Source organism: Pseudomonas sp. FSL R10-0399, from assembly GCF_009600165.1.
Lineage (GTDB): Bacteria > Pseudomonadota > Gammaproteobacteria > Pseudomonadales > Pseudomonadaceae > Aquipseudomonas > Aquipseudomonas helleri.
Genome location: NZ_WIWK01000008.1, coordinates 49,022 through 66,004, shown reverse-complemented (window position 1 = coordinate 66,004; position 16,983 = coordinate 49,022). Strand labels below are relative to the sequence as shown.

21 protein-coding genes and 1 tRNA gene are annotated in these 16,983 nt (G+C 56.8%); 10 read left to right on the top strand and 12 right to left on the bottom strand.

Annotation, left to right across the window (positions count from 1 at the left end; genetic code table 11):
• Positions 1-6 precede the first annotated feature (6 nt).
• Together GHO41_RS04075 and GHO41_RS04070 are read left to right on the top strand one after the other, a co-directional pair.
• The gene (locus GHO41_RS04075) at positions 7-417 is read left to right on the top strand and encodes a head completion/stabilization protein (protein ID WP_082158002.1); all 411 of its coding nucleotides are present in this window, start codon (positions 7-9) and stop codon (positions 415-417) included.
• Complete coding sequence (locus GHO41_RS04070; RefSeq protein WP_053225199.1) at positions 407-757, top strand: putative holin; 351 nt, start codon at positions 407-409, stop codon at positions 755-757. The genes GHO41_RS04075 and GHO41_RS04070 overlap by 11 nt, the downstream gene beginning before the upstream one ends.
• A gap of 1 nt (position 758) precedes the next feature.
• Here GHO41_RS04070 and GHO41_RS04065 read toward each other — a convergent pair whose 3' ends face one another.
• On the bottom strand, positions 759-1,178 hold the full coding sequence (locus tag GHO41_RS04065; protein ID WP_178109996.1) for a helix-turn-helix domain-containing protein: 420 nt from the start codon (positions 1,176-1,178) through the stop codon (positions 759-761).
• 337 nt (positions 1,179-1,515) lie between these two features.
• Between GHO41_RS04065 and GHO41_RS04060 the strand changes: the two genes are divergently transcribed.
• Positions 1,516-1,785 carry an ogr/Delta-like zinc finger family protein gene (locus GHO41_RS04060; RefSeq protein WP_048385491.1) on the top strand — a complete coding sequence of 90 codons (270 nt, stop codon included), beginning with the start codon at positions 1,516-1,518 and terminating at the stop codon, positions 1,783-1,785.
• A complete protein-coding gene (locus tag GHO41_RS04055; RefSeq protein ID WP_153433010.1) occupies positions 1,782-2,141 on the top strand; it encodes a hypothetical protein in 360 nt (119 codons plus the stop codon). The genes GHO41_RS04060 and GHO41_RS04055 overlap by 4 nt, the downstream gene beginning before the upstream one ends.
• Positions 2,142-2,217: 76 nt before the next feature.
• Here the strand turns inward: GHO41_RS04055 and ung are convergent, their stop codons facing one another.
• Positions 2,218-2,910, bottom strand: a complete 693-nt coding sequence (gene ung, locus GHO41_RS04050) for a uracil-DNA glycosylase (protein WP_153433009.1) — start codon at positions 2,908-2,910, stop codon at positions 2,218-2,220.
• 617 nt (positions 2,911-3,527) lie between these two features.
• Here ung and GHO41_RS04045 point away from each other — a divergent pair.
• From GHO41_RS04045 to GHO41_RS04030, 4 genes are all read left to right on the top strand, one after another.
• Positions 3,528-3,749: a cysteine-rich CWC family protein gene (locus GHO41_RS04045; RefSeq protein ID WP_153433008.1), complete on the top strand. Its 222-nt coding sequence runs from the start codon at positions 3,528-3,530 to the stop codon at positions 3,747-3,749.
• A gap of 33 nt (positions 3,750-3,782) precedes the next feature.
• The gene (locus tag GHO41_RS04040; RefSeq protein WP_153433007.1) at positions 3,783-4,496 is read left to right on the top strand and encodes a pseudouridine synthase; all 714 of its coding nucleotides are present in this window, start codon (positions 3,783-3,785) and stop codon (positions 4,494-4,496) included.
• 156 nt (positions 4,497-4,652) lie between these two features.
• The gene (locus GHO41_RS04035; protein WP_178126466.1) at positions 4,653-5,525 is read left to right on the top strand and encodes an alpha/beta fold hydrolase; all 873 of its coding nucleotides are present in this window, start codon (positions 4,653-4,655) and stop codon (positions 5,523-5,525) included.
• A gap of 108 nt (positions 5,526-5,633) precedes the next feature.
• Positions 5,634-5,707 (top strand) — tRNA-Gly (locus GHO41_RS04030).
• Between the two features lie 232 nt (positions 5,708-5,939).
• Here the strand turns inward: GHO41_RS04030 and GHO41_RS04025 are convergent.
• The 9 genes from GHO41_RS04025 to GHO41_RS03985 all read right to left on the bottom strand — a co-directional run bounded on the left by GHO41_RS04025 (position 5,940) and on the right by GHO41_RS03985 (position 12,977).
• The gene (locus GHO41_RS04025; RefSeq protein WP_153433005.1) at positions 5,940-6,944 is read right to left on the bottom strand and encodes an isopenicillin N synthase family oxygenase; all 1,005 of its coding nucleotides are present in this window, start codon (positions 6,942-6,944) and stop codon (positions 5,940-5,942) included.
• Between the two features lie 13 nt (positions 6,945-6,957).
• Complete coding sequence (locus GHO41_RS04020) at positions 6,958-7,701, bottom strand: amino acid ABC transporter ATP-binding protein (RefSeq protein WP_048368023.1); 744 nt, start codon at positions 7,699-7,701, stop codon at positions 6,958-6,960.
• The gene (locus GHO41_RS04015; protein ID WP_153334140.1) at positions 7,701-8,414 is read right to left on the bottom strand and encodes an amino acid ABC transporter permease; all 714 of its coding nucleotides are present in this window, start codon (positions 8,412-8,414) and stop codon (positions 7,701-7,703) included. Before GHO41_RS04015 ends, GHO41_RS04020 begins: the two co-directional genes overlap by 1 nt.
• Complete coding sequence (locus GHO41_RS04010) at positions 8,411-9,109, bottom strand: amino acid ABC transporter permease (protein WP_048368027.1); 699 nt, start codon at positions 9,107-9,109, stop codon at positions 8,411-8,413. The genes GHO41_RS04015 and GHO41_RS04010 overlap by 4 nt, the downstream gene beginning before the upstream one ends.
• Positions 9,110-9,206: 97 nt before the next feature.
• Positions 9,207-10,031: an ABC transporter substrate-binding protein gene (locus GHO41_RS04005; RefSeq protein ID WP_048368029.1), complete on the bottom strand. Its 825-nt coding sequence runs from the start codon at positions 10,029-10,031 to the stop codon at positions 9,207-9,209.
• A 270-nt stretch (positions 10,032-10,301) separates the two neighbouring features.
• Positions 10,302-11,189 (bottom strand): metal ABC transporter substrate-binding protein, encoded by an 888-nt coding sequence (locus tag GHO41_RS04000; RefSeq protein ID WP_153326226.1) that lies wholly within the window; start codon positions 11,187-11,189, stop codon positions 10,302-10,304.
• A gap of 29 nt (positions 11,190-11,218) precedes the next feature.
• Complete coding sequence (locus GHO41_RS03995; protein WP_153433004.1) at positions 11,219-12,088, bottom strand: metal ABC transporter permease; 870 nt, start codon at positions 12,086-12,088, stop codon at positions 11,219-11,221.
• Positions 12,085-12,840 carry a metal ABC transporter ATP-binding protein gene (locus GHO41_RS03990; protein WP_153373707.1) on the bottom strand — a complete coding sequence of 252 codons (756 nt, stop codon included), beginning with the start codon at positions 12,838-12,840 and terminating at the stop codon, positions 12,085-12,087. Before GHO41_RS03990 ends, GHO41_RS03995 begins: the two co-directional genes overlap by 4 nt.
• Positions 12,837-12,977: a hypothetical protein gene (locus tag GHO41_RS03985; protein WP_153433003.1), complete on the bottom strand. Its 141-nt coding sequence runs from the start codon at positions 12,975-12,977 to the stop codon at positions 12,837-12,839. The genes GHO41_RS03990 and GHO41_RS03985 overlap by 4 nt, the downstream gene beginning before the upstream one ends.
• Before the next feature lie 278 nt (positions 12,978-13,255).
• On the opposite strand from GHO41_RS03985, the gene GHO41_RS03980 reads away from it, so the two are divergent.
• Together GHO41_RS03980 and GHO41_RS03975 are read left to right on the top strand one after the other, a co-directional pair.
• Positions 13,256-13,639, top strand: coding sequence for a DUF2946 family protein (locus GHO41_RS03980; RefSeq protein ID WP_153433002.1), 384 nt, complete (start codon positions 13,256-13,258; stop codon positions 13,637-13,639).
• A gap of 97 nt (positions 13,640-13,736) precedes the next feature.
• The gene (locus tag GHO41_RS03975) at positions 13,737-15,995 is read left to right on the top strand and encodes a TonB-dependent siderophore receptor (RefSeq protein ID WP_206541190.1); all 2,259 of its coding nucleotides are present in this window, start codon (positions 13,737-13,739) and stop codon (positions 15,993-15,995) included.
• A 51-nt stretch (positions 15,996-16,046) separates the two neighbouring features.
• Here the strand turns inward: GHO41_RS03975 and GHO41_RS03970 are convergent, their stop codons facing one another.
• Positions 16,047-16,934, bottom strand: a complete 888-nt coding sequence (locus GHO41_RS03970) for a LysR substrate-binding domain-containing protein (RefSeq protein WP_048368037.1) — start codon at positions 16,932-16,934, stop codon at positions 16,047-16,049.
• Positions 16,935-16,983 lie beyond the last annotated feature (49 nt).

The following is a 16,983-nucleotide window of genomic DNA, read 5'->3' as shown; positions in this document are numbered from 1 at the left end:
ATAAGCATGAGCCTATCAACAGCCTCTCTCTCACTATCAGACTGCACCAGCGATGATGCGTTTTGGCCCCCCATCAACTTGACATCGCTCAGGAAGGCACTGTCCTTGAGTTCAAGTATCAGTGAAGGGCGGCTTAGAACAGCAGCGCACGGTGCAACTGCCACCGTCAATAAAGCACTGACCGTGTGGCAGCAGCATGTTCAACAACAAGGTTATGGGTATTTAGAAGAAGTACCCGCCCCCACTATCAATAACTGTTCCGTGTTGGTGGCTCACTACCTCAGCGCTGTTGAAGCCACTGCAGCCATTGAGCTTTATCAGCACTTTAAAATTGAAAAGTGCGGACGCCGCTGTTCTATGAATGAACCGCCTGCCGCCCATTTGTTCACGCATGAGTACCGACATCATGACGAATGAAATGATTAGATTTGCTTCGTACTGGTATCTGGAAATCGGGCTTGCGATGATCGCGATGATCGACCGTGATGCAGTGTTTGGTGCCTGCCTGGGGGCGTGGGTGGTCACCAGTGCACGCAGGTCTCTCAAGGGCTGGCAACATGCAGGCTCCTTCCTGCTGAGCGCCTGCGTCGGTTATTTATTCACCCCTGTTGCCCTGCCACACTTAAACGGTTTATCCGTGGGAGTCACTGCATTTATTTGCGCACTGGTGGTCATACCCATCAGCATAAAACTCATGATCTGGGTGAACTCTGCAGATATTTTCGATGTACTGCGACGTTTTAAAGGGCCTAAATAAATTAACGGCGAGCGGCATCATACTCAAGACGGGCTGACAGCTCTTCAACTTGACGAAGCAACAGATAAAGCTGTTGTTTTTCTTCGGCCACTTTATACACAACGCGTTGATCGGAGCGTTTTAATGTTCGAAACATCAATACCATTTTTCGTTCATGTTCCGACAGCCTGCCTACGGATTCGACCACCGTCGCCGGCGACTGCAATAACATTGGACCCTGACCACCAAATAGCCAGTCAAGCGAGACACCATGTGCGCTGGCAAGTTCCATACACACCGAATAAGGAATGCGATCACGCCCTTTCCAACTACTGAGTGTTTGCGGACTTACTCCCAGAATCTCAGAAAGCCCGGAGTCCGTTTTAACGCGGGTTATTTTTTTCAACCGTCCAAGTATTTCAATAGATTTACTGCTACTCAATTTGAATTTTTCCAATTTGACATTGTTGTGTTTTTTGGCAGAATTTACGCGTATTGAGTATTTTTTAGTTATAGATATGTAACATTTCCCATCAAAACAAAAGACTATTGAAACAGCCCATTAGGAAAAAACAAACACATAAAGGAAACTAGAAAAAAAGATTACTTATCCGGAGTCATAATTCTTACAAGAACAGTTAAAAAGGATTACTCATCATCAAAAAACTGACTAACCCCGACATAAGGTGTCAGCCTGCATGATCAACGGATTGATCTTTCTTTGAAATTAACGTGCTTATTCAAACGAGCACACAACAATAGTTCAATTGGAGTCAGTCATGAGCACCTATAAAATGGTTTGTCCGCATTGCTTAAGCAGAATGCGTATTCGCACCAGCGAAGGTCGACATATCTTCTTACGCGTCGCTTATTTGCAATGCACAACCGAAGCCTGCGGCTGGTCAGTCAGGGCAGAATTTGAAATGACCCATGAGCTGTCTCCCAGTGGTATGCCGAACCCGGACGTGCGCCTGCCGGGTGTCAATCAGGAGTTGCGCCAAGCGGCGCTACCCTCCGAAAAAATCACTGCCGAGGGCGCCCGCGCATGACTCTTATTTATTCGCAAATCGAAGACCACCCCTACCTTCAGCAAGCTGCGCTAGTGTTCTTGCAACGTTATCAGGCTCAGCACCCCGGTAACGATCAGGTGCTTTTTTGCAAGGCAGTTCGGTATTTGGTCACGACGTTTGAATTAAGCACAGCGTTTGCGGAAAAGCTGGTCAGTCATGCCTATGGCGATTTAAAAACCATTCATGAACGACGACGTCTGGACGTCAGTGCCAGCAGCGACACGCTCGCTGTGATTACCGACCCGGCCAACGGCATGACCTGGGCTGTGCCTGTCGCAGCAATAGTCGGCAGAGTGATTGAGGCGCCCGATAACTGTCGCTTGCGCCTGGTCTGACCCGCACAGGCTCAGATCATTGCGCCTCAGCACACCAGGCGCCTTACCTGGTGTGCCAACGGCGTATGAGCCCTGATCAAACAGGCGGTAACTTCCAGTCGATCGGGGTCAGGCCATTTTGCTCAAGAAACTTGTTGGTACGGCTGAAATGCCCATTGCCGATAAAACCACGGTAAGCCGACAACGGCGACGGGTGCACCGAGGTCAGCACCAGATGTTTAGTCGCATCGATCAGCTTTTGCTTGCTCTGCGCATGGGCGCCCCAAAGCAAAAAGACCAGCTGAGGTTGCTGCTCACTGACGATTTGAATAATGCGATCGGTAAAACGCTCCCAGCCTTTTTTGGCATGGGAGGCGGCTATCCCCCGCTCCACAGTCATCGTCGTGTTAAGTAACAACACGCCCTGATCCGCCCAGGACTGCAAACAGCCGTGAGGCGCGATATCAATATTCAAGTCACGCTTGAGTTCTTTATAGATATTGACCAGCGATGGCGGCACTGCGATACCCGGCTGAACCGAGAAACACAAACCATGAGCCTGGCCAGGTCCGTGATAGGGGTCTTGCCCCAGAATGACCACTTTGATGTTATTCAGCGGCGTTGAGTTCAGCGCATTGAAAATCAACGGCCCGGGCGGGTAGATTTCTTTTCCGGCGGCATGTTCCTGGCGCAAAAACTCGCGCAACTCACCCATGTAGGGTTCATCGAACTCCTCACGCAAAGCCTGCTTCCAGGCAGCTTCAAGTTTTATACGATCATCCGACGTCATGGCTACACCCTTAAAAACAATGCCGCGGACACTAGAAAAGCTCGCTCCCATTGTCAATTGATCAATACCCGCAGCGCAGACTGACGATACGCACGCCAGCCTGCGACGCAGGGATTAGTCGCGTTACGTGCTCTGTGCTTTATCGGCCTCCCCAGCCTCGGCCGTACCCTCCCCCATAACCATAGTGATACCCGGACCCTGGGGCCCAGTAGTGTGGCGACGGGGCGTAGTAAGGGTGCGGGTAGACGTAATAAGGTCGGTAAACGCCGTAGTAATAAGGTGCTGGCACCGTATAAACATCAGAGCGATAAACGCTGTAACCCGAGTTATAAGGCACACACGCAGACACAGCCAAACCCAATACCACAATAGTGAGTAGACGTCGGAACATGGCGGCCTCCTGGACCGCGAAGGGGCACGATCCAGCGGCGCTGGACGGCGCCAAGCAGCAATGCTGCCTGACGATTTATATGACCGCAAAAAGCAGACTCAGTGCCATGCAACACTAACCCTCAGACCAGTGGCCAGGCCCGTACGCGATAAGGTGTATAGCGCAGCGCCATTGCACAAGGCTTACACTGGCGCCACCGATGCCAGCCACTCCACGGACACCCGACATGACAGCCCCCGACCTCTGCCCCGCCTGTGGTGCGCGTAATGACTGCTCTATGGCCAGTGCACAGACCGAGCATCTGCCCTGCTGGTGTTACAGCGTCAGCATTGATCCTGAGATCCTGCGGGCTTTGGCGCCCGAGCAACGCAACAGCGCGTGCCTGTGTCCCCGCTGCGCCGACGTACTCAGCCAATTACCTCCAGCGCCCCCAGAACACCTCGCGTAATATGCACGCCTGTATCTCTTGTGATTGATCGCTATGCGAGTAGACCGTTTTCTGAGCAACCTACCCCAGTTCAACCGCCAGCAGGCTCGCTTGTTGCTGATTGAAAAGCGCGTGCGGGTGGATGGCCAGATCGTCTCTGACCCGCACCATGACATCCGCGAGTTCAGCCGGGTTGAGTTGGATGAACACGTGTTGCAAGCCGGCAAACCCGCGCGTTATTTCATGCTGCACAAACCGCCAGGCTGCGTCAGCGCCACCCAGGACCCCGAGCACCCGACCGTGCTGGATCTGCTGAACGAAGCGGACAAGCACGACTTGCACATCGCGGGTCGACTGGACTTCAACACCAGCGGCTTGATGCTCATCACCAATGACGGTCACTGGTCTCGCCACCTGACACAACCGCAAACCAAACTGCCCAAGGTGTACTACGTCGAGACGGAACAAGACATCACTGACGCTTACATCACCCGGTTCGAACAGGGCGTGTATTTCGCCTACGAAGACCTGACCACCTTGCCTGCCACACTTGAACTGCTCGGCCCACGCTCGGCGCGCTTAAGCATTGTTGAAGGTCGCTATCATCAGGTTAAACGCATGTTTGGCTACTTCGACAATAAGGTCGTGCGCCTGCACCGTGAAAGCATTGGCCCGTTGATGCTCGACAGCCGACTCGCCCCGGGCGAATACCGTGCGTTGACGTCAGAGGAAATCCAACAGTGCTGCCCTGCGATGCAACCGCTGTAGGAGCGAACTTGCCTCGCGATCTTTTGATCGTTGAAAAGATCGCGAGGCAAGCTCGCTCCTACAGATGTGAACTGCGCTTAAGGCCACGCCTGCCTGTCACAATCGCGGCGCATTATCAGTCTGACAGACGCTCGATTCACTGGAGTCAGACCCATGATGAAGCCCGAAATCGCTGTGCTCGACATTCAGGGGCAGTATCGAATTCACACTGAGTTCTACCGCTCTGATACCGCGCAAAACACCATCATTCTGGTCAACGGGTCGATGTCCACCACGGCCTCGTTCACCCAAACCGTCAAAAACCTGCACCCGCACCTCAACGTCGTCCTTTACGATCAGCCCTACGCAGGCCAGTCCAAACCCCATAACCGGCATCAGACCCCTCTGACCAAAGAACTGGAAGCCGACGTGCTTCTGGAGTTGATTGAGCACTTCGACGCCCAGTACGTGCTGTCATTTTCATGGGGAGGCACCGCCGCGCTGACCGCCCTGGCCAGTTCACCCCGGCGTATCGAAAAAGCCGTCATCAGCTCATTTTCGCCCCTCATCAATGTCCCCATGCGCAACTACCTGGAGCGCGGCCGCCGCTGCCTGGCGGACTGCAACCGCACGCAGGTCGGCAACCTGGTCAACGACACATTGGGCAAACACCTACCTTCCCTGTTCAAGCGCTTCAACTACCGGCACGTCAGCACCTTGGCCGAACACGAGTACGCGCAGATGCACTTTCACATCAACCAGGTGCTGAGCGGCGACCCTCAGTGCTATCTCAAGGCCACACAACGCATTGAAATACCGGTGCTGTTCATCAATGGCGAATGGGACGAATACACCGCCGCCAATGACGCACGGCAATTTGCACACGCGATCCGCGACAGCCAATTTGTTAGCGTAGAAAACACCGGACACTTTCTGGACATGGAACACAAACAGGCCAGCCACATCAGCAAGATTGCCTTGCTCGACTTTTTAAAACCGCCAGCGCCTGTCATCACAAGGCCCGCACAGCGACTGTCAGTAGCGCTGTAACGGTGTTTGAAACACGAAAAGGTTTTAACCAACGCCCTGAAATGCCCGTTTCAAGAATAAAAAACTTCTCATCTAGGCCGACTTCTGGTACAAAGTTAGCCGCTTTGAGCGGGTATAGTTTAGTGGCAAAACGAAAGCTTCCCAAGCTTTAGTTGAGGGTTCGATTCCCTCTACCCGCTCCACTTCTGCTTCTCCCTCGTTGTTCAGTATTCTCCTCTTCGCGCTTTACACGTAAGCGATCTGTCCAATAACAGGGCACAAACCTGCACACATTTTTACCTGCTTTTTAAGCCACAGCTGTCATGCGGACCGCTTCGCAGCCTCGTGCCTCGTCAGCGACTACACCGGCATACATCGCCTCGCGATCTTTTAGCATCAAAAGATCGCGAGACAAGCTCGCTCCTACAGCTGGATTTACAACACGCTCTCACGCAGTTGCGGGAAGACCTTCGACACTTTGTTCAGCAGGTAGTCGCCATATTCCCCGTTGAAGGCGTGTACGTTGGCCTGGTCCCAGCGTTGGGCGCTATCGTCTTGTTGTTCAACCGCAGGCAAGCCTGCAATTGGCTGGACCCGGGCGCGGTAGTTAGGGTCGAAGAACAGCGGGAATGACAGGCGGTCAGAACCCGAGGTGTTACGCGCCACGCGATGCGGTGTCGAGCGGTACAGGCCGCCGGTCATACGGTCGAGCATGTCGCCGATGTAGCACAGAAACGCGCCGGGAATCGGTGTCGCTTCAATCCAGCCTTGTGGGGTGCGCACTTGCAGGCCGCCTATGCTGTCCTGATGAAGGATGGTCAGCAGCCCGTAATCGGTGTGTTCGCCCACGCCCCATTGCACATCCAGCCCTTCTGGCACGGGTTGCGAGGGGTAGTTGAACAGCCGGAACAGTATCAGCGGGTCGGCGGTGTAGCGGTCGTTGAAATACTGCGCGTCCAGCCCCAAGCTCAGGGCGACGCCTTCGAGCAGCCGATGCCCAAGCTGAGTCACCGCCTCCATGTAGGCAAGAATGGTCTCGCGAAAACCAACGACATCCGGGAACAGGTTTGCACCATGCACCGGGGTCCTGGCCACGACTTCGGGTGCTGTGTCGTCCAGCTCAGTGCCCAGATACAGGCCCTCTTTCCAGTCGGGGCGGTTTGAGGTCAGTTCGCCGCCCAGCGGAAAGTAACCCCGCCAGGCACGTCCGCCGAGTTCCATGCGCCAGCGCAGTTTGGTGGCTTCGTCCAGCGCAAAAAACTCATGGCTCAAGGCTTCAAGGCGCTCTACCAGTGCCGGGTCAATGCCATGCCCGACGACATAGAAAAACCCCTGCTCGCGGCAGGCGCGGCTGATCTGCTCGGCGACTTCACTGCGCCCGCTTGCAGTGAACAATGGCGCCACATCAATGATGGGTAACTCTCGGATCGCAGTGCTCATGACCACTCAGCCCTCAAACGGCAGACGAAAAAGGTGTACGGATATCCGCCAAAAATTTCTGCGTGCGCGGATGTTCCGGGTTCTGGAAAAAGCTTTCGGCAGGCGCTCGTTCGAGTACCCGGCCCTGGTCCATAAATAAAACCCGGTCAGCCACTTCACGGGCAAAGCCCATCTCGTGGGTCACCACGACCATGGTCATGCCATCGCGGGCCAAGTCGCGCATCACCAGCAACACTTCACCGACCATCTCCGGGTCGAGTGCACTGGTGGGCTCGTCAAACAGCATCAACGGTGGGCGCATCGCCAGCGCCCGGGCAATGGCCACGCGCTGCTGCTGACCACCGGACAAGTTGATCGGAAAGGCACTCGCCTTGTGCGCAAGGCCCACACGGTCGAGTAACGCCATGGCTTCTTTTTCAGCGTCTGCCCGGCTCAGGCCGCGCAGACGAATCGGTGCCAGCGTGCAGTTTTCCAGCACGGTGAGGTGCGGGAACAGGTTGAACTGCTGAAACACAAAGCCGATGTGTGAGCGGAACTGGTTAAGGTCCAGGTCCTTGGCGTGGATGTCCTGGCCATCTATCAGAATGCGCCCGGACTTGATCGGCTCCAGACGATTGAGGGTGCGGATCAAGGTCGATTTGCCCGACCCTGACGGCCCGCAAATCACGACTACCTCGCCCTTGGCAATGTGCTCATCGACATCCACCAGTGCCTGATAGGTGCCGTACCACTTGTTAACTTTTTCCAGGCGAATCATCAGGTCACCTTGCTGTTGTCAGTTAAGGAAACACGTTGCGTCTGACGCCGCTCCAGCCAGAAGGCGAAACGCGACAGGCCAAAGCACAACACAAAATACGTGAGCCCCAGAATCAGGTAGACCTGAGCCGGCATGGTGAACACTTGGGTATTGATCTGCGAGGCGATAAAGGAGATTTCCGTAAGGCCAATGATGTAGCCCAATGAGGTTTCCTTGATCGTCGAGACAAACTGGTTAACCAGCGACGGCAACATGGTGCGCAGCGCCTGTGGCAGGACCACCCAGCGCATGGTGCGCCAATAGCCGAACCCCAGCGAACGCGATGCCTCCACCTGCCCGCGATCCAGCCCCTGCACCCCCGCGCGAACGATCTCGGACAGGTACGCTGCGTCGAAGATCACCAGTGCAATCAGCATGGTGGTGAACTGGTCGGTCTTGAAGCCGGTGAGGCTGGGCAGAAAAAAATACGCCCAAAAAATCACCATCAATAACGGGGTGCCGCGCACCACAAACACCAGCGCCGTGACCGGCCAACGCAGCCAGCGCCACGGGCTGAGCCGCGCCAGGCCGAACAGCACACCCAGCGGCATCGCCAATACCAGCGCGGCAGACGCCAGGATCAAGGTCAGCGCCAACCCGCCAAGCGGCCCGTTGGGGTATTGACCGACCAGGAAGTACACCCAGTACGAATCGATCAACTCTAAGGTGGTCATCGTGATTTCGCCTGCACGTAGCGGTGTTGATACCACGCCGCAGCACCGGTAATCAGCAGCGACACGCTGAGATAGGCCGATGTGGCAAAGGCAAAGGATTCAAGGCTGCGGAATGTTGCGGTTTCAACCTGCCCGGCCTGATACATCAACTCGGCCACACCGACCACCGTGGCGATGCTGGTGTTTTTCCACAGATTGAGGGTTTGCGAGATCAGCGGCGCAACGGTCACCCGCAAGGCTTGCGGCAAGACCACCAGACGCATGCTTGCAAGGTAACCAAAGCCCAGGGCACGCCCGGCCTCCAGTTGCACAATGGGGATCGCACGGATACCGCTGCGAATGTCTTCGCTCATAAAGGCTGCGGTGTACAGCGTCAGTGCGACGATGGCGCTGATGGCCTCAATGTTGCCGGCGTAGAGCCACTCGCGAAAGGACTCAGGCAAAAACTCGGGCGCCGCGAAATACCAGAACAGCATGTGCGCCAGCAGCGGAATATTGCGGATGGACTCGACGTAGGCAAAACCCAGCCATTGCAGCGGCCGCACAGGTGACAGGCGCAGCAAGGCAATGAACAGGGCCAACGGAAGTGCGCACACTAACGTGACACAGGCGAGCTTGATGGACAGCATCAAGCCACTGAGCAGCATGTCGTGGTATTGACCGCTCAGGAGTAACGAATAATCAAAATCCAGCATCTCGCGCAAAACTCTTGGAGACCGGCCGGCCATTCATTGGCGTTGCCTGGGGTTACCAGACCAGCAATGTCATGACCGGCCCGCCTAATGGCAGCGGTTACTCAACCTGATCGGAGTCGATCTTGAAATGGCGCTCGGCCTGGTTCGATTTGGTGCCCGGGCCGTACCATTTCAGGTACAGCTTCTCGGCTTCACCCGAGCTTTCAAGACGCGCGAGAGTCTTGTCGACGGCCACTTTCAAGTCGCCGCTGTCTTTGGGCAATGCCAGCGCCAGCGCTTCGGTGCTGAGGTTTTCAGGAAGAATTGCGTAACCTTTGGCGCCTGCCCCGATCTTCGCAAAATCGTTGGTCAGCGCAGATTCATCATCGACAAACGCCTTGCCTTTACCTTGCTGCAACGCCAACAGTGCCTGTTGCGAAGTATCGAAGGTCACGACTTTAGCGGTCGGCAACGCCTTGAGGATGTTGGGTTCCTGAGTACCGCCTTTGACGGTGAGGATTTTTTCCCCGGCCAGTTGATCAAGTGCCGTCACGCCGCTGGATTTCTTCACCATGGCTTTTTGCCCGGTGATCAACACTGAATACGAGAAATCGACCAGCGCCTCACGTTCTTTGTTGTGGGTCAGCGAGGCGGCCAGCAGATCGACGCGGCCCTGCTGCAACTCTGGGATTCGCGCCGCTACAGCGATTTGTTTGTAGACCGGCTTGACGCCCAGGTCCTTGGCAATTTCATTGCCCAGATCAATCTCGTAACCGATGATCTGGCGGGTTTTGGGGTCAACGAAACTGTTGGGCTCATCAGTACCCAAGGTACCGATCACAATCTCGCCCTTGTTTTTGATGGCGGCGACATCGGCAAAAACGCCAGCGCTCACGAGAGACAAAGCAACTGCAACGGCCGAACTCAGAAGGCTAATTCTCATCTCAGGATCTCAGAAGAAAAACTTAAGAACGTGACCCCGCCACTGATCAGCAGTGCAGGCCATTAGCCTTGAAGTCTAACAACCCGAACCATTGGTAATAAAAGAACTATTTAATATATCTATATCGCATTAATGATTGTCGGACAGCTGTGACGAGCGCCATTCCTCCCTGTGGGAGCGGGCTTGCTCGCGATGCAAGCGACTCGGTCTATCTGTTACACCTTGTCGATCCCATCGCGAGCAAGCCCGCTCCCACAGAGTACAGACGCTTTAATTCCCCTTCATCGCCGCCGTCAGCTTGTCGACGTTGTAGCGGAACATTTGCGCATACGTCGGCGCCGGGCCATCGGCAGGTGACAGCGATTCAACGTAAAGCTCGCCACCCGGCTGCGCGCCGCTGGCATCAGCGATCTGCTTGACCAGCCGCGGGTCGCTGGAGTTTTCGAAGAAGTAGGTGCTGACGTGTTCTTGCTTGATCTGTTTGATCAGCTTGGCCACGTCCGAAGCCGACGCTTCAGTCTCAGTCGAAAAGCCCAGCGGCGACAGGAAGGTCACGCCATAAGCATCGCCGAAGTAACCAAACGCATCGTGCGAGGTCAGGACCTTGCGTTTGTCACTGGGGATTGCCTGGACCTGTGCGCGGGCATAAGCATCCAGTTGCTCCAACTGCTGGATGTACTGCTCGCCCTTGGCCTGATAATCGCTGGCATTGGCCGGGTCAGCCTTTTGCAAGGCGCTGATGATGTTGCGCACATACACCACACCGTTCGCCGCGCTGTTCCAGGCATGCGGGTCGGTGATGCGCTTGCCGTCTTCTTCCATGCTGCGTGTCTTGATGCCATTGGACAGCACCACCGGCTGGCCCTGGTAACCCGACGCCTTGATCAAGCGGTCAAGCCAGCCTTCCAGGTGCAAGCCGCTGACAAACACCAGATCGGCCCGCTTCAACGCCTGCGCGTCATTAGGCGTTGGCTCGTAGGCATGCGGGTCGCCGTTAGGGCCGATCAGCGAGGTCACGTGCACATGGTCACCGCCCACGTTTTGCACCATGTCGGCAAGCACGGTGAATGAAGCCACCGCTTCGATGGGTTTTGCCTGGGCAAGACCGGCCATACTCGACAATGCAAAAACAGCAGCCAGCAGCATTTTTGGCTTCATGCGAATCCCCTTTGGGTGAGTGTCGGAAATCAGTGGGTGAGATGCGTTTTCGGGAGCAAGCGACGGACAATTCCACTGCGGCCAAACAGCAGCGAAATCACATAAAAAGCACTGGCGGTCAGCACAATCGCCGGGCCGGAGGCGACGCCGGCATGAAACGAAACGATCAGGCCAATAAAGCCCGAGAGCGTGGCGATCACGGTCGAAATGATCATCAGCGCACTTAATGATGTGGCCCAGAACCGCGACACGGTGGCCGGGATAATCATCATGCCCACCGCCATCAACGTGCCCAGCGCTTGAAAACCGGCCACCAGATTGAGCACCACCAGCAGCAAAAACAGCACGTGATACAACGAGCCTTTACCGCCCACCGCGCGCAGAAAGCCGGGGTCGAAACACTCCAGTATCAGCGGTCGATAAATCAGGGCGAGGACGATCAAGGTGAATGAGGCGATGCCGCCGACCATGAAAATGGCCTGGCTGTCGATGGCCAGAATGGTGCCGAACAGCACGTGCAGCAGGTCCACGCTGGAGCCATGCAACGAGACAATCAACACACCGGCAGCCAGCGATGTGAGGTAAAAACTCGCGAAACTGGCGTCTTCGCGCAAAGTCGTAAAGCGGCTGACCAACCCGGCCAGCAACGCCACCAACAGTCCAGCGATCAGCCCGCCAAAGCCCATGGCGGGCAATGACAAACCGGCAAACAAAAAGCCGACGGCCGCACCGGGCAATACCGCGTGGCTCATCGCATCGCCGACTAGGCTCATGCGCCGCAACATCAGCAACACCCCCACCGGGCCGGAGCCGATACCCAGCGCCAGGCAAGCCACCAAGGCGCGGCGCATAAAGCCAAATTCAACAAACGGTTGCACGACCATCTGATACAGCATCATGAGGGCTGCTCCTCGTTCATATCGCAGGCCGTGGCATCGTCACTCCAGTACTCGGCCATGTTGCGCGCGCGGCGCAAATTGTCAGCGTGCAACACGGTCGCGGTGTCGCCCCAGGCAATCGCCTCACGCGCCATCAGCAGCGTATTGGGGAAATGTTTGCGCACCTGTTCGATGTCATGCAGCACCGCGATCACGGTGCGGCCCTGACCGTGCCAGTCGCGGATCAGTTTGAGCAGGTCTTGAGTGGTGCGGGCATCAATGGCGGTAAAGGGTTCGTCCAGCAAAATCACCGAGGCGTTCTGCATCAACAAACGTGCAAACAGCACCCGCTGAAACTGCCCGGACGACAACGAGCCGACACTGCGATCTTCAAACCCTTCAAGCCCGACGGCGATCAAGGCCTCTTGGGCCTGCCGGGCTTGCTCACGGCTGACGCCACGAAAGGCACCGATACTGCGCCATGCGCCCATCAGCACCGTATCGACAACATTCAGGGGGAAACTGCGATCGATCTCGGCCGCTTGCGGCAAATAACCAAGATTGCGCAGTGCCAGATTGCCGCGATCGACCCGCCCGGCGGCGGGCTTTAGCGTGCCGGCAATGGTTTTGATCAGCGTCGATTTGCCGGCACCGTTAGGGCCGACAATCGCCGTCAGGCTGCCTGCATCGAAGCAACCGCTAATGTGATGCACCGCCGGTCGGCGCTCATAGGTGACGGTCAGGTCATCCAGGCTAATGCTCGCTGCACTCATGGAATCGCCACCGCCCAGGCGATGCCCAGCCACAACACCACCAACACACACAACGAGGTTAACAGTCGCTTACCCGCAGACTGGGCCAGCGCAGAACTGACAATGCCTGCAACAAGGGGGGATCGGAGAGTCTTCACGCGGGTCGCTCGAAATATAATGTAATGATATTACATCCCGATAAACTGTTATGCCTAGTGAATACATGCTACTGGCCAGCGAAATCTGTACAGCCTACACCCGCAGCAAATCCGCACTCAGCAGAAAACGCGGCTGTATCAAGCACTTGCCTGAGGCGCGTGCCATTTTGTCGCACCACCCTTGATCGCTTGATTGACGCGGCGTGGCGCCTCGCCAGAGCGCAAGCTCGGTACACATCGCTGTGAGTCGAGAAAAAGCAGTGGTAGATTCCCGCCCCATGAGATTTTCCCGTGACCACCGTTCGCTCGTTGCCTGGATGCTGCTGGCTTTCATCCTGTTCAACGGCCTCGCCTGCAGTATCTGCCACGGGCAGATGCTCGGTGCGTTTTCGCGGGCACCTACACGGATGGAGTGCGGCATGAGCCACACCCCCAGCCATGCCATGAAAGACATGTCGAAGATCAGCGACATGTCACCAACGTCCATGAAAGCCATGGAAGACACCTGCACATTTGCCGCCTCGGTCGCTCAGGCGTTGATCTTCTTTATCGCACTGGGCTGGCTGATCCGCCGTGCACGCCCCACTCGAGCCCAGCCCCGTGGCCCGCTCAAACCCCCGCCCCGCTACGTAATCCCCAGGCTTCAACCACAAGCCCCGTAACTGCGCGTTCGTTCACGGCGCGCACCTGCGTCGCTCACTGATTCGACAACGTTATGCCGGCGCGCAGTGCGTGTGCGCGCGGCTTTGTGGTGAAAACATGTCTGAACACATTGTAAAAATGGCGCCTGTGGCGTCAGGGCACTTGCTCGCCCTGTTGAAACGTACCGGCTTGCCGATCAAACCGTTGCTGCTGGCCAGCGCCAGCATTTGGCAACTCCCGGCCCTGGCCGACGCCCCCACACCCGTGGTCCTAGAGGCGTTACAGGTCAACGCCACCGCGCTCTCCCCGCTGCAGGACCCGCTGCACCTGGATGAGCAGAACACCACCGGCAGCCGACTGGGCCTCACCGCCCGCGAAACCCCGGCCACGGTCGAGGTCAAAACTCAGCAAGACATGCAGGTCAAAGGCCTACGCACCACCAAAGAGGTGTTTTCCGACATCAACGGCGCCACGGTCGGCAACGTCCCGGGCAACCCGGCCGTACTGACAATGCGCGGCTTCAGTGGCAGTGCAATTAATGTAATGCAAGACGGCGTGCGCGTGGCTTCCTCGACCCTTGTCACCCGTGATGTCGACACCTGGAACTACGAGCGTGTCGAAGTGCTCAAGGGCCCGTCTTCGGTGTTGTCTGGCGAAGGCGCGCTGGGCGGCGCGGTGAACATGATTACGCGCAAGGCCAGCCTGGATGGCCAGCACGTGGACGGCATGTTCAGTGCTGGCAGTTTCAACACTCGACGTGCCGCGATCGGGGTCAACCAGCCGCTGTCCGACACCGTGGCCGTGCGGGCGGACATCAGTTCGCTGAGTTCCGACAGCCTGTACGACATCGACCATCAGAATACCAGCGCTTTGGGCCTGACGGGCAGCCTGCTCTACACCCCCAATGACGACCTGTCGATGCTGTTTGCCATTGACCATTTCGACGATTCCTACGACTCGGCCTACCAAGGCTCGCCCTTGGTGGCCGCTTCCGCGGCGGGCCACGCCAGCGGTATCGTCAAAAACCCTTATGGCCTGGTCATCGACAAATCGGCCCGCTACCTGAACTACAGCCCGGACGGCGCGCACTCAGGGGCCCGCAGTACTGCGTTGCGCTGGACCACGGATTACCGCCTCAACGATGACTGGTCGCTCAACAACCTGGCCAGTTACTACACCGCAAGGCGAGATTTCTTCCTCTCGGGCGAGCAAACCTACAACCGCAGCACCGGACTGCTGGACCGCACCGACCAGCGCATCAGCCACGATCATCAGTTCTGGAGCGAACGCTTGAGCGCGACTAACGACACGCTGCTGGGCGATTTCCGTAACCGGTTTACGGTCGGTGGCGAATTTAACTACACCCGCTTCAGCAACCCCCGACAAAACGGCACCACTACTTCGGTTGACCCGCACAACCCGGATGTCGGCAGCTTCCCGTCCAGCGACAGCAACAACTGGCCCGGCGCCGGTAACAATGTGGTGTATCAGTCCAATATGGACACCACCGCGCTGTTTGCCGAAGACGCCTTCAACCTGACACCCGACTGGTTATGGGTCGGCGGCGTGCGCTACGAAGACATCGACCTGCGTCGTGCCATCACCGATCTCAACCTGGGCACCCGGCAGTCATTCACCCCGACCTACCGGCCGTTTTCATGGCGCATGGGCACGGTGTATAACCTGACGCCTGACGTGCAGCTTTACGCTCAGTACTCAACGGCCGTGACACCGGTGTCGTCCTTGCTGCTGATCTCGACCGCCAATGGCGGCTTCGACCTGTCCAAAGGGCGTTCAGTGGAAGTCGGCTTCAAGGCCAGTGCCTTTGACGGGCGTACCACGGTGCTGGGCTCGCTGTACTGGATTCGTCTCAATGACATTCTGACCCGCGACCCCAACGACGCGACGCTGACCATTCAAGGGGGCAGCCAGGTTTCCAAGGGCATTGAGCTGAGCACATCGACCCAATTGACCTCGCAACTGCAGCTCGATCTGGGGGTTTCGCTGGTGGATGCGCGCTACGACGAACTGATCGAAGCGGGCGGCGCGGATCGCTCCGGCAACCACCCGGTCAACGTCCCGCACACCACCGCCAATGCCGCCGTGCTGTACCGTTTGAACACCTTGCCAGTGACGCTTGGGGCTTTCGTCAAGCACGCCAGCGGGTTCTACACCGACACGGCCAACACCTATTTTGTGGAGGGCCACACCACGCTGGATGCATCGATCAGTTATGAGCTGAAAAACGCCACCGTGACCTTGCGCGGCCGCAACCTCACCAACGCGTTCTATGGTGAGTATTCCGGCTATTCATCGACGCAGGTGTTTCTGGGAGCACCCCGCAGTGCCGAGTTGGGCGTAACGTTCAAGTTCTAACCGGGAGTGGCGTGTGAACGTCACCCACGTTCACACGCCAGTGTTGGAGGATTAATGGCCTTGCGCTTCACCCTTGATCCACTCAATAAACTGACGGGTCATTTCGCTGACGCCTTTTTGCCGCTGCGTCAGCAAGTAATAAGCGAGCTTGTGCCGCATGCTCAGGTGAGGAAACGGAATCACCAACTCTCCATTGCGCACGGCCCGCTCGCACAGTTCGATGGCACACAAAGCCACGCCATGCCCCTCGATCGCCAGTTGCGCCAGCACGTTGGAGTCCGTCACCACATGCCCGGTGCGCACCTGCAAATCCGCCTGCGGGTAAAGCGCCAGCCAGCTCTCCCAATCGTGGTAATGCCGGTCGTGCAACAACGGCTGACTTGCCAGGTCGGCCGGTGTATGGATGGCTTGCGCCAGCGTAGGTGAACACACAGGTACATAGTTAAGCCCCATCAAGTACTCGGCCTCAAAACCAGGCCAATCAGCGGTCCCCCACTTGATGGCCAACTCGACTTCGTCGGGAAACTCGACCCGCTGAGTACTAAGCAACTGCTGAATATGCAGCGCCGGAAAACGCCGAGTGAAGTGTTTAAGCCGAGGCGTCAGCCAAAACGCACTCATCACCGGCTCCGCCTCGATGTACAACACCGGAGGTGCTGCTTGCCGGGCACACTTTTCGAACGCGCCAACCAATTGCTCAAAAGGCCCGCGAATATCACTCAGCAATGCTGCCCCCGCCTTGGTCAGCGTGACGGTGCGCGTGGAGCGCACAAACAAGGGCACCCCCAAAACCTCTTCCAGCTTCACAACCTGCTGGCTGACCGCCGATTGCGACAAATGCAGCAGATTCGCCGCGCGCGTAAAGCTGCCCTGCTCGGCCACTGTTTTAAAGGCCAGCAATAACGTGAGATGGGGTAAACGCTCTGTGAACTTATTCATAAGAGGTCGTTATCAGTCCATTACTAAATCGCGATTCTCTCTGCGCGAG

Excerpts from the sequence above, each read along its gene's own strand:
- GHO41_RS04025 (WP_153433005.1), bottom strand. The coding sequence starts at position 6,944 with ATGAGCACTGCGATCCGAGAGTTACCCATCATTGATGTGGCGCCATTG.
- GHO41_RS04070 (WP_053225199.1), top strand. The coding sequence starts at position 407 with ATGACGAATGAAATGATTAGATTTGCTTCGTACTGGTATCTGGAAATC.
- GHO41_RS04045 (WP_153433008.1), top strand. The coding sequence starts at position 3,528 with ATGACAGCCCCCGACCTCTGCCCCGCCTGTGGTGCGCGTAATGACTGC.
- GHO41_RS03995 (WP_153433004.1), bottom strand. The coding sequence starts at position 12,088 with ATGATGCTGTATCAGATGGTCGTGCAACCGTTTGTTGAATTTGGCTTT.
- GHO41_RS04055 (WP_153433010.1), top strand. The coding sequence starts at position 1,782 with ATGACTCTTATTTATTCGCAAATCGAAGACCACCCCTACCTTCAGCAA.
- GHO41_RS04075 (WP_082158002.1), top strand. The coding sequence starts at position 7 with ATGAGCCTATCAACAGCCTCTCTCTCACTATCAGACTGCACCAGCGAT.
- GHO41_RS04000 (WP_153326226.1), bottom strand. The coding sequence starts at position 11,189 with ATGAAGCCAAAAATGCTGCTGGCTGCTGTTTTTGCATTGTCGAGTATG.
- GHO41_RS03990 (WP_153373707.1), bottom strand. The coding sequence starts at position 12,840 with ATGAGTGCAGCGAGCATTAGCCTGGATGACCTGACCGTCACCTATGAG.
- GHO41_RS03970 (WP_048368037.1), bottom strand. The coding sequence starts at position 16,934 with ATGAATAAGTTCACAGAGCGTTTACCCCATCTCACGTTATTGCTGGCC.
- GHO41_RS04020 (WP_048368023.1), bottom strand. The coding sequence starts at position 7,701 with ATGATTCGCCTGGAAAAAGTTAACAAGTGGTACGGCACCTATCAGGCA.
- GHO41_RS04015 (WP_153334140.1), bottom strand. The coding sequence starts at position 8,414 with ATGACCACCTTAGAGTTGATCGATTCGTACTGGGTGTACTTCCTGGTC.
- GHO41_RS03980 (WP_153433002.1), top strand. The coding sequence starts at position 13,256 with ATGAGATTTTCCCGTGACCACCGTTCGCTCGTTGCCTGGATGCTGCTG.
- GHO41_RS04005 (WP_048368029.1), bottom strand. The coding sequence starts at position 10,031 with ATGAGAATTAGCCTTCTGAGTTCGGCCGTTGCAGTTGCTTTGTCTCTC.
- GHO41_RS04060 (WP_048385491.1), top strand. The coding sequence starts at position 1,516 with ATGAGCACCTATAAAATGGTTTGTCCGCATTGCTTAAGCAGAATGCGT.
- GHO41_RS04035 (WP_178126466.1), top strand. The coding sequence starts at position 4,653 with ATGAAGCCCGAAATCGCTGTGCTCGACATTCAGGGGCAGTATCGAATT.
- GHO41_RS04010 (WP_048368027.1), bottom strand. The coding sequence starts at position 9,109 with ATGCTGGATTTTGATTATTCGTTACTCCTGAGCGGTCAATACCACGAC.
- ung (WP_153433009.1), bottom strand. The coding sequence starts at position 2,910 with ATGACGTCGGATGATCGTATAAAACTTGAAGCTGCCTGGAAGCAGGCT.
- GHO41_RS03975 (WP_206541190.1), top strand. The coding sequence starts at position 13,737 with ATGTCTGAACACATTGTAAAAATGGCGCCTGTGGCGTCAGGGCACTTG.
- GHO41_RS04040 (WP_153433007.1), top strand. The coding sequence starts at position 3,783 with ATGCGAGTAGACCGTTTTCTGAGCAACCTACCCCAGTTCAACCGCCAG.